The 14,367-nt window shown below is 35.5% G+C and carries 11 protein-coding genes and 1 tRNA gene; 2 read left to right on the forward strand and 10 right to left on the reverse strand.

Annotation, left to right across the window (positions count from 1 at the left end):
* Positions 1 to 14 precede the first annotated feature (14 nt).
* Positions 15 to 101: transfer RNA gene (locus FDY99_RS05715), tRNA-Ser, on the forward strand.
* A gap of 447 nt (positions 102 to 548) precedes the next feature.
* On the opposite strand, the gene FDY99_RS05720 is transcribed toward FDY99_RS05715, so the two are convergent.
* The 5 genes from FDY99_RS05720 to FDY99_RS05740 all read right to left on the reverse strand — a co-directional run bounded on the left by FDY99_RS05720 (position 549) and on the right by FDY99_RS05740 (position 7,721).
* Positions 549 to 1,247, reverse strand: a complete 699-nt coding sequence (locus FDY99_RS05720) for a hypothetical protein (RefSeq protein WP_139419869.1) — start codon at positions 1,245 to 1,247, stop codon at positions 549 to 551.
* A 159-nt stretch (positions 1,248 to 1,406) separates the two neighbouring features.
* Positions 1,407 to 2,849 carry a TolC family protein gene (locus FDY99_RS05725; RefSeq protein WP_167494293.1) on the reverse strand — a complete coding sequence of 481 codons (1,443 nt, stop codon included), beginning with the start codon at positions 2,847 to 2,849 and terminating at the stop codon, positions 1,407 to 1,409.
* Positions 2,833 to 6,030, reverse strand: a complete 3,198-nt coding sequence (locus tag FDY99_RS05730) for an efflux RND transporter permease subunit (protein ID WP_139419872.1) — start codon at positions 6,028 to 6,030, stop codon at positions 2,833 to 2,835. Before FDY99_RS05730 ends, FDY99_RS05725 begins: the two co-directional genes overlap by 17 nt.
* Before the next feature lie 74 nt (positions 6,031 to 6,104).
* Positions 6,105 to 7,187, reverse strand: a complete 1,083-nt coding sequence (locus FDY99_RS05735) for an efflux RND transporter periplasmic adaptor subunit (RefSeq protein ID WP_139423768.1) — start codon at positions 7,185 to 7,187, stop codon at positions 6,105 to 6,107.
* Positions 7,188 to 7,331: 144 nt separating this feature from the next.
* Entirely contained in the window at positions 7,332 to 7,721 is a 390-nt protein-coding gene (locus tag FDY99_RS05740; protein WP_074231821.1) for a hypothetical protein, read from the reverse strand.
* Between the two features lie 247 nt (positions 7,722 to 7,968).
* Between FDY99_RS05740 and FDY99_RS05745 the strand changes: the two genes are divergently transcribed.
* A complete protein-coding gene (locus FDY99_RS05745) occupies positions 7,969 to 8,349 on the forward strand; it encodes a hypothetical protein (RefSeq protein WP_139419874.1) in 381 nt (126 codons plus the stop codon).
* A 34-nt stretch (positions 8,350 to 8,383) separates the two neighbouring features.
* Here the strand turns inward: FDY99_RS05745 and FDY99_RS05750 are convergent, their stop codons facing one another.
* The 5 genes from FDY99_RS05750 to porK all read right to left on the reverse strand — a co-directional run bounded on the left by FDY99_RS05750 (position 8,384) and on the right by porK (position 14,283).
* A complete protein-coding gene (locus FDY99_RS05750) occupies positions 8,384 to 9,415 on the reverse strand; it encodes an NAD(P)/FAD-dependent oxidoreductase (protein WP_139419876.1) in 1,032 nt (343 codons plus the stop codon).
* Positions 9,416 to 9,534: 119 nt separating this feature from the next.
* Positions 9,535 to 10,473, reverse strand: a complete 939-nt coding sequence (gene porN, locus FDY99_RS05755) for a type IX secretion system ring subunit PorN/GldN (protein ID WP_139419878.1) — start codon at positions 10,471 to 10,473, stop codon at positions 9,535 to 9,537.
* 18 nt (positions 10,474 to 10,491) lie between these two features.
* Positions 10,492 to 12,081: a type IX secretion system motor protein PorM/GldM gene (porM, locus tag FDY99_RS05760; protein ID WP_139419880.1), complete on the reverse strand. Its 1,590-nt coding sequence runs from the start codon at positions 12,079 to 12,081 to the stop codon at positions 10,492 to 10,494.
* Between the two features lie 39 nt (positions 12,082 to 12,120).
* Complete coding sequence (porL, locus tag FDY99_RS05765; RefSeq protein WP_074231816.1) at positions 12,121 to 12,813, reverse strand: type IX secretion system motor protein PorL/GldL; 693 nt, start codon at positions 12,811 to 12,813, stop codon at positions 12,121 to 12,123.
* A gap of 54 nt (positions 12,814 to 12,867) precedes the next feature.
* The gene (gene porK / locus FDY99_RS05770; protein WP_139419883.1) at positions 12,868 to 14,283 is read right to left on the reverse strand and encodes a T9SS ring complex lipoprotein PorK/GldK; all 1,416 of its coding nucleotides are present in this window, start codon (positions 14,281 to 14,283) and stop codon (positions 12,868 to 12,870) included.
* Positions 14,284 to 14,367: the final 84 nt, after the last annotated feature.

Raw genomic sequence — 14,367 nt, forward strand, 5'->3', positions numbered from 1 at the left:
CAGTCTTCAAACATAGAGAGGTGTCCGAGTGGTTGAAGGAGCTACCCTGGAAAGGTAGTATACGGGTAACTGTATCGTGGGTTCGAATCCCATCTTCTCTACAAAACAAAACCAGATCAATTGATCTGGTTTTTTGCTTGAAATGCAGTTTCAAAATGCATTTCGACAATATAATGATGTGTATGAATGTTCAATAAATATTCTTTCATTTTAAAGCAAAAGAACCAAAAGCTCAAAACAGAAACCTTTTGTTAACATTAATAATCAATCCTAAAATTCCCAAAACCCGTGCGGATTATTTATATTAATTGGTTATTAGTTTTAACCGCTTTCAAGCAATGGGAATTTTATTAAATGGATTAATCTTTTATTTTTTTCTAAATCGGGCAATTTGTTTTAATTTCTAAATTCTAGTTTTGAAACCTCATTTCTTAGCCCCGATTGGAGCAATTGTTTGAGCTCATTTTTTTAGTTTCGGCGGCGGCTTTGCCGCCGCCGAAACTAAAAAATAGCGAGTGCGGAAAGCGGGATCAAGCTCCTAAAAAAAATCAATTGCAAATCGTAAGAAAACTATGTCCTCTCATGTGAATTTTTATCATTGCTTCAGATTTTAACTCGCTGTAAATACTTTGATCAAAAGCCTGAACTTCATTCAATTTTGAGTCTATGAAATCTGCAATTCGTACCACTGAAAAATAAAAATCTCGGTATAAAGACATATCCACCGTACTTCCGAAACGAGGAAGAAAAGCCTTTAAAAACGGAAGTTTTTTCTGATGCAGATTGTAATCGGGGCAATAGCCAGTTTTTTCTTTTGCAGTGATCAATTCGTAATGGTTGATGTAATCCAGAATCGTTTCATTTTCTTTCATTGAAATTTTATTTTTCTGAAAATATTGATGGATTCTGTCTAAAATATGTTGAGCATATTCCATCATCGTTATACTTTTTATTTCAGAAATATTGCTGATTCCGGTTTTAAAATTTTTAGCGTTTTCATGATTTATATTAAAAGAAATTCCAAAGTTTTCATGATACGGAAAGAAACAGTTATTTATTTCGATTACAGCATCTGCCTGCAATCTGTCTTTCGAAAAATTATAACATAAATACGGTTTATACATCTCTTTCAGATGAAGAAGAAAATCGGTCTCACTGGTGTTTCGATTGTTTTCAAACCAGTTTTCAAGATTGTCATAATAATCATTTTCAAATTCTCTGAAGCTTAAATAAAACGGGATTTCCATAACTCTCAATATTTTATACTGCAAAGCTATAGCTGTAATGCGCCAAAACTTGACGCGTTTTATTTTGATGTAAATTATTTTCAATAAAAAAGTCCGGCTCTAAAAAATTAGAACCGGACTTCAACGAATGAAATAATGATATGAATAAAAAAACTAAACCTATTTCCAGCCGCCACCTAAACTTTTGTAGATGTCGACTACAGTACTTAACTGTTTTTCTTTGGCTTCGATCAATTCCATTTTTGCATCTAAAGCGTCTCTTTGGTTTAAAAGAACTTCCAGATAATCTGCTCTTGAGTTTTTGAAAAGCTGATTGGCAATATCAATAGATTGGTTTAAAGCCTGTGTTTCCTGAGATTTCAACTGATAATACTGATCGATGTTTTTCACTTTAGACATTAAGTTTGAGATATCTAAATACGCATTCAAAATGGTTTTGTCATATTCATACAAAGCCTGAATTTGTTTCGCATCTGCCGTTTGAAAATTAGCTTTAATCGCACTTTTATTAATCAGTGGACCTGCCAATTCACCTACTAAATTGTAAGCAATAGATTCCGGAAGTTTCACTAAATATGAAGGTTTAAATGCTTCTAATCCTAAAGTTGCAGAGATTTCTAAACTTGGATAGAATTCTTTTCTTGCTGCTTCTACGTCTAATTTCGCAGCTTTTAATTCTAATTCAGCCTGCTTAATATCCGGACGGTTTGCCAATAACTGAGATGGAATTCCCGTATAAACAGTCTGCGGAATAATCGACATAAAACTTTCCTTCGTTCTCAAAATCGGTTGAGGATAACGTCCACAAAGGGCGTTGATCTGATTTTCTTTTTCCGTAATCTGCTGACGGATCGTGTACTCTGTCGCTTTAGATTTTGCCAGTTCAGCCTCAAACTTTTTCACGGCCAATTCGGTTGCTGCAGCCGCCTGTTTCTGAATTTTAGCAATTTCCAAAGCTCTTGTCTGCAGTTTGATATACTGCTGAATAATATCCAACTGATTATCCAGTGCCAACAATTCATAATAATTATCAGCCACTTCTTCGATCAGATTTGAAAGCACAAAATTCTTTCCTTCCACCGTTGAAAGATAGTGGGCAACGGCTGCATACTTTTCTGTTCTGAGTTTCTTCCAAATGTCGATTTCCCAGTTGGCCATTAAGCCACCTTCAAAATTACCCAGCGGATCGGGAATTTCTCTTCCCGGCTCAATTTCAGTGGAGGCATCTCCGGCTCCTTCGCTGGTGTAACGGCCGACTTTACTTACTCCGGCTCCCAGTCCTGCTCTGACCGATGGACTTAATCTACCCTTTTTGGCAACGATTCCGCTTTTGGCGATCTCTATTTCCTGAAGCGTAATCATTAGCTCCTGATTGTTTTTCAGAGAGGTTTCGATTAAACTTACTAAGTTAGGATCTGTAAAAAACTGTCTCCAGGGCGTAGTTCCGCTGTTGGTATTTTCGTCCTGCTGTTCGTTTTGATTAAAATTTTCAGGAATATTATTTTTTACTTCGTCCTGAATAACGGTTGCCATTGGCGCTTTACAACTTGCTAAAACAAGCGATAAGGCGATGGCTGCTATATATTTACTGTAAATCTTCATGTTTATCATCGTGTTGGTAAGGTTCTGTTTGTTCGGTTAACGGATTTTCTTCTTCATATTTTGCCAGTCGGGATTTATCGGCAATGGTTCCGAAAATGTAATACAGTCCGGGAATAATCATCAGTCCGAAAACGGTTCCCAAAAACATTCCTCCTGCTGCTGCGGTTCCAATCGTTCTGTTCCCCACCGCTCCCGGTCCGGTTGCCATTACCAAAGGAATTAATCCGGCAATAAATGCAAATGAAGTCATCAGAATCGGTCTGAAACGGATTGCTGCTCCTTCAATGGCTGCCTGCGCGACAGGAATTCCTTCTTCTGCTTTTTTCTGAACGGCAAATTCGATGATCAATACAGCATTTTTACCTAAAAGTCCGATCAGCATGACCATCGCAACCTGGGCGTATATATTGTTTTCCAATCCTAATAATTTCAGGCATAAAAACGCTCCGAAAATACCGGTAGGCAATGAAAGAATCACTGGTAGAGGAAGAATAAAGCTTTCATACTGCGCCGAAAGAATTAAATAAACAAATCCTAAACAGATCAGGAAGATGTAGACAGCTTCGTTTCCACGGCCCACTTCATCTTTTGAAATTCCTGCCCAGTCGATTCCGAAGCCTCTTGGTAATGTTTTATCGGCAACTTCCTGAATGGCTTTAATTGCCTGTCCGGAACTGTAACCCGGAGCTGGAGTTCCGCTCACCTCAGAAGAATTGTACATATTATGTCTTGTGATTTCAGAAAGACCATATACTTTTTCCAGATGCATAAAATCGGAATACGGAACCATTTGGTCTTTATCGTTTTTCACATATAATTTCAGCAAATCACTCGGCAATGCTCGATACTGCGGACCTGCCTGAACAATCACCTTGTAGGGTCTGTCGAAACGGATGAAACTGGTTTCGTAGTTCGACCCGATTAAGGTAGATAGGTTATCCATCGCTTTCTCGATACTCACACCTTTCTGCTCGGCCAGATCATTATCTATTTTCAGCATATACTGAGGGAAACTCGCAGAATAGAAAGTGAACGCAGAACCTAATTCCGGACGTTTTTTTAATTCCTTCACAAAATCAGTACTCACCTGCTCCATTTTTTGGTAATCGCCACTTCCTGCTTTATCTAAAAGTCTCAATTCAAATCCACCTGCAGCTCCATACCCAGGAATTGACGGAGGTTGAAAGAATTCAATGTTGGCTCCCGGGATATTCTTAGCTTTTTCTTCAAGCTTTTCAATGATTTCCGCGGCAGATTCTGAACGGTCTTCCCAACTTTTAAGGTTAATCAAACATGTTCCTGAGTTTGAACCCGTTCCTTCCGTCAGAATTTCGTAGCCGGCCAGTGAAGAAACAGACTGTACTCCATCGATATCTTCAGATTCTTTCAACAGTTCTTTCGCAATCTGATTGGTTCTTTCTAACGTGGAACCAGGTGGTGTCTGAATAATTGCATAGATCATCCCCTGATCTTCACCCGGAATAAATCCTGAAGGCAATGAATTGCTTAAAAAGTAAGTACACGCACAGAAAATCAATAACAAAGGAAGTGTGATGAACTTTTTAGTTACGGTTTTCTTCAGTAAGTTCTCATACTTACCTGCTCCTTTGGTAAATACGTTATTGAATTTATCTAAAAGAATCGTGATAGGACCTTTCTTCTTCGCTTTTCCGTGATTATTTTTTAAAATTAAAGCACATAAGGCTGGAGTTAAAGTCAATGCCACAACTCCCGAAAGAATAATGGATGATGCCATTGTAATCGAAAACTGACGGTAGAAAACTCCAACCGGACCCGACATAAATGCCACCGGAATAAATACAGCTGCCATTACCAACGTAATCGCGATAATCGCACCGCTGATTTCATGCATCGCTTCTTCAGTCGCCTTTAATGCCGAAAGTCCTTTCTCTTCCATCTTGGCGTGAACAGCTTCTATCACCACAATTGCATCATCGACAACGACTCCGATGGCCATGACTAATGCAAAAAGCGAAATCATATTTAAAGTAATTCCAAATGCGGACATGACTGCAAAAGTTCCTACCAAAGAAACCGGAACTGCAATCGCTGGAATTAATGTTGAACGCCAATCTCCCAAGAATAAGAATACAACGATCGCTACCAAAATAAAGGCTTCAAATAAAGTATGAACAACTTTTTCAATTGATGCATCCAAGAATCTTGAAACGTCATAACTGATGTCGTAATGCATTCCTTTCGGAAAGTTGGTTTTCTCCAACTGAGCCATCAAAGTTTTTACATTTTTGATAACGTCACTTGCATTGGATCCGTAAGACTGTTTTACCGTAATTGCGGCAGACGGTTTTCCGTTTAATGTAGAATAAATATCGTACATCGAAGACCCAAATTCTATATCGGCAACATCTTTTAATCTTACAAATTCTCCTGCCGATTTAGCTTTAAGAATAATATTTCCGTAATCTTTTTCATTATTAAATCGTCCCGGATATTTTAAGATATACTCGAATGACTGAGAACGTTTCCCTGAACTTTCCCCCGTTTTTCCGGGAGAAGCTTCTAAACTTTGTTGATTTAAAGCCTCCATTACTTCATCGGCTGAAATATTGTAAGCCGTTAATCTGTCTGGTTTCAGCCAAATACGCATTGCATATTCTCTGGTTCCCAAAATGTCAGCAAAACCAACTCCACTTACCCTTCTCAATTCAGACATTACATTGATATCCGCATAGTTAAAAAGGAATTTTTGGTCAGCTTTGGGATCGTCACTGTACAAGTTAATGTACATCAACATATTCGGTTCTTCACGGGTAATTTTCACCCCTTCACGCACCACCAAAGGTGGAAGCTTATTCACTACCGAAGAAACACGGTTCTGAACATTAACCGCTGCAACATTCGGATCAGTTCCCAGATCAAACACCACCTGAATAGAAGTTTCACCATCATTTCCGGCATCGGAAGTCATATATTTCATTCCCGGAAGACCATTTAGCCCTCTTTCCAAAGGAATAACTACAGATTTAATCAATAATTCGTTATTCGCACCTGGATAAGTTGCCGTAATATTTACTTTTGGTGGCGAGATCGCAGGAAACTGAGTAATAGGAAGTTTCATTAACGATAAAACTCCCATAAAAACGATAATCAAAGAGATTACAATCGACAGAACAGGTCTGCGTATGAATTTTTTAAACATAAAAATAATTATAAATGATAAATTATTAATGATGAATGATGGATCAATGATCGCTTATCAATTATCATTTATTTTTACTCTGCTTTTAATTTTAAAGATTGAAGAACTTTCTTCGGATCCTGGAATTTCACTTTTACTTTTTGGTCGTCTTTTACTTTCTGAACTCCTTCCAACAAGATTTTATCACCACCTGAAAGACCAGATGCAACAACATAAATATCCGGAAGTTCATAGGCAACTTTAATATTTTTAGATTTTGCTACCCCATTTTTATCGACAACAAAAACATATTTCTGATCCTGAATTTCGTAGGTTGCTTTCTGAGGAATAATTAAAGCATTCTTCAACGGTAAAGTCATACGGATTTTTCCTGTTTCCCCATTTCTTAATAGCTTTTCAGGATTTGGAAACTTTGCTCGGAAAGCAATATTTCCAGTTTCATTATCAAACTGACCCTCGATGGTTTGAATTTGTCCGGTTTGATTAAATAAATCACCGTTTGCCATTACCAGATTTACATTCTGATTTCCTCGGTCTGCAACATTCTTCTGATAATTAAGATATTCAGGTTCGGAAACATTGAAATAACTGTAAATATCTGTGTTGTCTGAAAGCGTCGTCAAAAGATCACCTTCATCCACTAAACTCCCTAGTTTCAAAGGAATTCTGTCAATAACTCCAGAGAACGGAGCTTTAATATCTGTAAATGAAAGATGGATTTGAGCTAATTTCATTTCAGCATTCGCAGCATCCAATTTAGCTTTAGCCATTAATCTTTCGTTTTTTGAAACAATATCGTTGTTTGCTAATGTACTTGCATTTCTCAGCTCAATTGAAGCCTGTTCAACTTCAGCTTTTGCTTTTAATAATTCAGCCTGATACAATTGGGGCATAATTCTGAATAATGTCTGTCCAGCCTTTACGTATTGACCTTCATCTACATAGATTTTCTCAAGGAAACCTTTTTCCTGAGCACGAATTTCAATGTTTTTTACCGATTGAATCTGCGCAACAAAATCTTTGTTAATAATCGTATCCATTTTTACAGGTGAAGTCACCGGATACACTGAATCTTCTTGTTTTTCTTCTTTTTTCTCGTTACAGCTAAACAGTAAGAGAACAGCGCTTAAGACAGCACCTGAGACAACTCTTTTCATCATAATTTTAGAGTGGTATAAATCGTTAAAAGTTTAATTTGAATAAATAATTCTGGAAATAATTACATTGTGAAATCATTCAAAGCACAACGCAATGCTTTTGTTCCGGTTCTGGAACAAAAAAGAAAATGGGAAAATGAAATTTTAGATTCTGATAGAACGAATCAAAATAAATGTTTTTACAGAATTGAAGTGCTGTAAAAATTCGGAAATTGAGGGTTTAAACCTTTTTTTGAATAATAATCCAAATGAATAAATTAATCCAAATACACTGGCAAAAACGATAATTGCCTGTACTGTATCTGAAAATTGAAAATCATCTTCAGCCAATTCTATCGAAAAACCGTCGGTAGTATTCGTTATTTGCTGAACTGAAAATTTAGCTCCTGATTGATTGGTCTGATCAATCTTATTGGGATAATTATGAGCAATATGACCCGAAAAGTCATTACGCAAAGTTTTGACATTAAGCTTGCTTTCCACCATAAAAAGCAGAAAAAGGCTGGTCAAAAAATATACGATATAGTTTCTCATTTCAAGATGCAAATGTATGCTTAGATTTTAATAGTCGATTCACTATTAACAAAATTTAACTCTTCTTGAAATCGGCTGAAAAAATGAGTGAGAGAAGCGGCTGATTATATTTAACATTAAAATAAACTCATAAACAAAGATTAAATTATTTAAATTATTAAAAATTAACATTTTTTAATAAGAAATAATTGTAATTTTACACGACCAAAGCAATATATTAGAAAAACCTTAAAAACCAAAATTACAAATGAAGAATTTTTTACTTGGATTTTTTATAATCCTCACATTATCAGCGTGTACACATTCCGCTAAAGATCCCGAAACTGCCAATGTAAAGAAGGAAACACCTACATCTCAAGATGATATTACAAAGGTAACTGTTACTGACCGCCACGGTGATGAAATGGAAATTATCACCAACAACACTAAAAATACTGTTGTGGTGAGACTAAACGGACAAAGCTATGAGCTTAAAAAAAATATAGAAAACCCCAGTTTTTCTACAGAGGATAATAAATATCAATTTACTGAAACCAAATATGAAGTCACCTTCTTAAAAAAAGATGCTGATATGGTCTTGTTTCATGCAAAAAAAGATCAGCCAACCAAGAAAATGGCTTTACAATAATAAGAAAAGACGCTTTATTAAGCGTCTTTTTTCTTTAAAATCTATCGATTGAAATTTCTTTAGGTAATGGAATATTATTTTCAATATAATCAAATAACGTCTTTGAGAAATAACATCCATTAAGAATTCCGCGAGCTCCCAAACCGTTAAATACATATAAATTGGAATGCTGAGCATGTCTTCCTAAAATAGGTCTTCTATCTTTTACCGTTGGTCTGAAGCCAAAATGAATTTCTTTAATTTCAAAATCATTCGGATAAAATTCTGAAAGTCCTCTTTGTAATTGCTCGACTGCAGAATTATCTATTTCGTGATGTAATTGCTCACGGTCGTATGTTCCACCATAAAAATGAAGATCATTGTCTAAAGGAAATAAAAAGTGCTTTTTCTTGACAGTAATATCTTGCTGAATAGGTTCAGAAAGTTTTACGCGGATGTGATGCCCTTTGTTTGGATTAACAGCAATCTCTGAAAAGTATGGATTCTCTTTTACTCCCATTCCTTCGCAGAACAAAATATTTTTAAAGCTAAAATCTTTATAAGTAGAATTTGAAGTATCAATTACAGAATAATCGAATTTCTCTTTGACTAAATTTCCTTTATTTTCTAAAAAACTTAATAAACCAGCAAAAAAACCTTTAACATTTAGTCTCGTTGACTGATTGACCTTTCCGGCCTGAAAGTCATTTTTTACACCATTTAAATGATCGAAATTTTCATCTAAAAAGTTTTTTAGGTCATCATTCGCTGATTTTTTAAGCCAAAGTTTTTGTTCGTTCTCATCATGAAAAATTCTATGAATAGGAGATTCTATTAAATAATTTTCGCCTGTATAAGACTCAATTTTTTTCAAAGATTTTTTCAGAAAGTCAATTTGTTCCTGAGCTAACCAAAATGTAGTAAACTTTTTTAGGACAACCGGATTAATAATTCCGGCAGAAATTTGTGAAGCACTTTTCTTTCCTTCTGAGAAAATTACAAATGATTTATTATTTAAAAGTAACTGATGAGCAAAAAATAAAGCCGCATAACCATCACCAACGATGATGTAATCTACATTTTTCATATAAAAGATTTTATTTAAAAGTCATATACAATCATTTACCACAACTATGTAAAAGGCGATTGTATAATAAAAAAACCTGAGTAAATGTACTCAGGTTTTTTATAAATATCAAGTGAAATTTAGTAATTCCACATATCGTTTTCCATTTGAAGAATCTGATCCTTGATTCTTTGGCTTTCAGCCAATTGCTCTTCAGCATTTCTAGGAACATAATCTTTAATAGTACCATCACCAAGACCGTTGCTTGATTTGTAGATGATTGAAGAAAATCTTCTTGCATTGATTATATCATCAAAAGATAAATCCGCTGACGAATTTGCTCTATTGAATACATAATTGTTTGCTAAAATATCTCTCGCTTTTGGATAATAAATCCAAAATAAATCAATCAATTCGTCTTTACCAGCAATTGGTTTACCTTCAGCATCAAAAACACCTTGTACAGCTGGATCTGGACCCATTGCTGCAATACCAAGAGGTCTGTACTTCATCATTCCATCTCTTTTGTCGATGAACCACATACCCATGATTTTTAAAACTTTAACATTCTCAGTTGTAGTTTCAAAAATATCTGTATTTTGTTTAATTTCCTGCTCAGTAGGTTTTCTTCCAGAAGCGATAATATCAACTAAGCCGTCACCTGTAACTATCTTCTGCAATCTAGCTTTAATTTGCTCAGGTGTTAACTTTATTGAAAAATTTTCATCATCATACACCTCTTGGATTTGACCACTCATTGCTGCATCTAACAAAATCTGGTATAAAGATCTTGTCGTTTTAGAAAGCAACGCATTGGGATTGTCATAGTAAAAAGGCTGATTGATCTTATCATTAAGGTCAATTACTTCCCACACCATCATGCTTTTAAGAATATCTTTATCATCTACAAAGCCATATTCTAAAGGAGTAATTTTATTACTAATAACAGTATCTCCTACTTTTCTCATATTTTCAGCTCTCATCTGTCTGAATTCTTCCGGAGAAGAAGCATTTAGAATAGTCTGAGAGAATGCAAACCCAGAAGCTAAAACTAAAAGACTGCTAATATATTTTTTCATAATAATTGCTTTTTAATCTTATGGAACATTAATAACGATTGGAGTAATTCTCTTAACAGGTCCCTCAAGTCCCTGAGCAGTAGCTTTAATTTCAATAATCGAAACAATATCTCCAGATCTTACATTTTTCAATAAACCTTCTGCATCTGCAAGTGAATTACCTTTAACAAGCATTGCTGCTTTACCAGGAACTCTTACCATAAACTCGGTAACAGTAAATGTTACAGGGAAATCAAAGTCAGGAATTGCTGCCTGTACAGTTTGATTCTTAATTGAGCTAGCTGGCATAGCAAGTGCATTTTGTCCTCTCATCTGACCTTGTGGAGGAGGTACATTTTTAATTCTGTATTCAAATACCTGAGAAACAGTTTTACCGCTAGGCTCTGTTCCTGATAATGTTAATTTTACAGTATTCCCACTTTGAGGTTTTACAATCCATTTACCAGCACCTGTATTTCTTACTTGAGCTCCAGGAGCAGATAAAGATAATTTAGCATTGTCTGCACCAAGGATAGAACCTGAAACAGGGTTTTCTAATCCTCTATACATTACGTTCATCTTATCAGCAGAAAGTAATAAACCTTTTTCAAGTTTAACTTCTTGTGGACCAGCGATTACATTATAGGTATGCGTGAACGGGAATTGCTGAGCTTTTCCTGTAGCATCTGTTAAAGTAATTACACCGCCAATCTTTTTCTCGCCAATACCTCCGGTGTTTAAAGGAAGATATCCTTTACCGTTTTCTTGTCTACTTACACCACTGATGCTGATTTTACTGCTGTTAGAATAGTTACCTAGCATTACAACAGCTTCAGCTTTCTTACCAACCTGAACGTCTGTAGGAGCAGAAACAATTGCTTCATAGCTTGTAAATTTAATACTAGCATCTACTTTTTCCTGAAGCATTAACGCCAATGCATCTGATTGTACGTTTCTTGCATCATTCTGAATAATCTCTAAATTTGAAATCGCAGCAATAAGAGGTTGGTGATAAAATTTATTCTGAAACCAAGTTTTACCATTTGGAGATTTTCCAGCAGGATACTCTGCAATGATTGATTTATTTGCTCTCTCTACTAATTTCAGTAACTGTGGATTACCTCCAAAAGTAGCTACAATATAAGATCTTACATCATCCAATTGCTTTTTAAGTTCTAAAGCTTTTGCAGAAGGTGAATTTTCATCGCCTTCTTTAAAGAAGTATTCAGTTGTAGCTTCGTTATTGTTTAATGCTGAGAAGTTTTCACTTACATCCATGTCTTTTCCTGTTTTAGGATCTTTGTCATAGAAATCTGATTGCTTCTTCAGAACTAATTTTATATCATCAGCTGATTTTACCAAAACATCAATCTTGCTTTTCAGTATTTTGTACTGTTCCCAAGGTGTTGCATAAGTATCAGGAACTTGCTGAGCTTTTGCTTCTAATGTTTTTTCAAAAATATCTTCATTTTTCTGCTCTGTCAAGTGTCTTGTATCATTTAAGGCTCTTGTAGAATCATAATATGATCTGATAATTTCAACATCGATGTTTAGGGCCATCATAGCGATGAACACCAAATACATCAGGTTGATCATCTTCTGACGTGGAGTCTGTTTTCCTTTTGCCATTCTCTTTTCTTTAGTTTTTGTTTAAATAATGGTTAAGGATTATGACTTCATAGCAGTTAACATACCACCATAAACTCTGTTTAAGCTGTTTAAGTTGGTTGTTAAACCTTGTAATTCTTGATTAAATTTCTCAGATTGCTCTGCTGATTTCTGCATATCATCAACATATTTTTTAGCGAAATCTGATTGTCTCTGGCCGTTTTCTAACTGCATTGCATAAAGAGCATTCATGCTTTCCATGTGTGAAGCAGCTTTGTTTAACTGATCGTTATATTTGTGTGTAGAAGCAGATACGTCAACAGTTTGGTTGATTTGATCTACTGAGCTTGAGAATTTGTCAATCCCTGTTCTTAGTCTATCAAACAACTGTACATCAAGCTTTGCATCCTGAAGCATTTTATCTAACTTACCTGAAAGAGAGTTTTCTAATTCCGCAAAATGATCAACGGTGTTCTTTGCAGAGATATTTGAATGTAGAGGATTTGGATTAGCATGCTTATCCAACAATTCAGGATAAACATTTTCCCAGTGGTACGACTCTTCAGCAGCAGGAGGGTCGAATGCAAAAATGATAAAGATAATTGCCTCAGTTACAAGCCCTACTGTAAGAGCGATGTTTCCGTTAATTGGTCCCAAGGTAATGTGAGTAATTTTAAGCCAAGCTCCAAGAATTACAATTGCAGCACCGAATGAATAGAAGAAATTCATCCAAGCATCTTTAGTCTTAAACATATAAGTTAGTTTTTTTTAAGTGTTATAAATTGATAATAAATAATCTAAGTAAAATTATCTGTTAACTCTTTTCGCTTTAACAGCTGCTTCAGGAATATCTTGTACCGTTCTGAAACCGATATAACTTCTAGCAGAATCTTTGTTTTCCCAGTCTCTTGCACCTGTCATCAACATATAACCAACATCTTTCCAAGAACCTCCTCTTACAGATTTTTTGTTATCTGCTTTAGATTTAATAGAAGGATTTAAAGTAGAAGAGAATCCGTATGCAGAATTGTTATATCCTGAATCCGTCCACTCAGATACGTTACCTGCCATATCAAATAATCCAAAAGTATTTTTCTTGAATTTTTTTACAGGAGCTGTATAAGTATAAGTACCTTTTTTCTCATCTTCCATATAGCTACCTCTTTTTGGCTTGAAGTTTGCTAGATAACAACCTCTATCATCCATTAAATAAGGACCACCCCATGGGTAAGTTGCATTTTGTTTTCCACCTCTTGCAGCATATTCCCATTCCATTTCGTTAGGAAGACGGAATCGTAAAGGTCTTTGTTGTTTTCTTTTCAAGCTTTCGTTATAATCAGACTTCAATTTAGTTCTGAAGTCACAGTATGCTCTTGCCTGATCCCAAGTTACCCCAACAACAGGATAATCTTTGTAAGCTTTGTGCCAGAAATACTGTTCAAATAAAGGCTCATTATAAGTAAAGTGGAAATCGTTTACCCAAACTGTTGTATCTGGATAGATTGCAATGCTTTCGCTTCTTAAGAAGTTTACTCCTCTTTGGTTATCAGCGATAGCAACATCCATATCTCCCCATCTATACCCATATTTTAGTTTACTAACATCAATAAGTCTTTCACTACCTACTCTAGAAGATGCAGGTAAGTACATAGATTCAAGAACTTCTGCATATTCTACATCTGGATACTTTGAAGTATTCCAATGTAATGGAATTTTCCAGTCTAGTTTTTTGCTTGCATCGAAGCCATCATCTCTTCCTCCAGCTCCTTCAAGATATTCCTGATATGGTGTAAGGTTTTCTTCTTTTTTAGCAAGATAAGCATAGTCTCCGATGCTTGCGCCTCTTCCGCCACCTTCTCCGCCTTCACCTGCTGCTTCAGCAAGCATCGTTCTGGCGATAGAATCTCTTACATAATTAATGAAAACCCTGTATTCTGCATTAGTAGTTTCTGCTTCATCCATAAAGAAAGGAGCAACAGTTACAGTTTTCAAAGGTGCAGTTTCACCATTATTGGTAAATGATTCATCGGCCATACCAGCAATAAAAGAACCGCCAGGAATTGCCACCATACCATAAGGTCTTTGTGCAACAAATGATTTTGTTTTTTCTCTAGGTATCAATTCTCCTTTTGTTCCAGGCTTCCCTACAGAAGAAGATCCACCACCTGAACAAGATACCGATGCTACCGACGCAGACAATAATAAAAGAAATATCCTTTTCATGTTAATTTTTATAATTAAGCCGTAAATATATAATTTTTTTAAGAAACTTTTAAGATTTTTTTTAGAATAACGAAAAAAAACTAA

Source organism: Chryseobacterium mulctrae (assembly GCF_006175945.1).
GTDB classification, from domain to species: Bacteria; Bacteroidota; Bacteroidia; order Flavobacteriales; family Weeksellaceae; genus Chryseobacterium; species Chryseobacterium mulctrae.

What these genes read in the sequence shown, in the direction of transcription:
- FDY99_RS05720 (WP_139419869.1), bottom strand. Translation starts at nt 1,247, where the DNA reads ATGGAAATCCCGTTTTATTTAAGCTTCAGAGAATTTGAAAATGATTAT.
- FDY99_RS05725 (WP_167494293.1), bottom strand. Translation starts at nt 2,849, where the DNA reads ATGAAGATTTACAGTAAATATATAGCAGCCATCGCCTTATCGCTTGTT.
- FDY99_RS05730 (WP_139419872.1), bottom strand. Translation starts at nt 6,030, where the DNA reads ATGTTTAAAAAATTCATACGCAGACCTGTTCTGTCGATTGTAATCTCT.
- FDY99_RS05735 (WP_139423768.1), bottom strand. Translation starts at nt 7,187, where the DNA reads ATGAAAAGAGTTGTCTCAGGTGCTGTCTTAAGCGCTGTTCTCTTACTG.
- FDY99_RS05740 (WP_074231821.1), bottom strand. Translation starts at nt 7,721, where the DNA reads ATGAGAAACTATATCGTATATTTTTTGACCAGCCTTTTTCTGCTTTTT.
- FDY99_RS05745 (WP_139419874.1), top strand. Translation starts at nt 7,969, where the DNA reads ATGAAGAATTTTTTACTTGGATTTTTTATAATCCTCACATTATCAGCG.
- FDY99_RS05750 (WP_139419876.1), bottom strand. Translation starts at nt 9,415, where the DNA reads ATGAAAAATGTAGATTACATCATCGTTGGTGATGGTTATGCGGCTTTA.
- porN (WP_139419878.1), bottom strand. Translation starts at nt 10,473, where the DNA reads ATGAAAAAATATATTAGCAGTCTTTTAGTTTTAGCTTCTGGGTTTGCA.
- porM (WP_139419880.1), bottom strand. Translation starts at nt 12,081, where the DNA reads ATGGCAAAAGGAAAACAGACTCCACGTCAGAAGATGATCAACCTGATG.
- porL (WP_074231816.1), bottom strand. Translation starts at nt 12,813, where the DNA reads ATGTTTAAGACTAAAGATGCTTGGATGAATTTCTTCTATTCATTCGGT.
- porK (WP_139419883.1), bottom strand. Translation starts at nt 14,283, where the DNA reads ATGAAAAGGATATTTCTTTTATTATTGTCTGCGTCGGTAGCATCGGTA.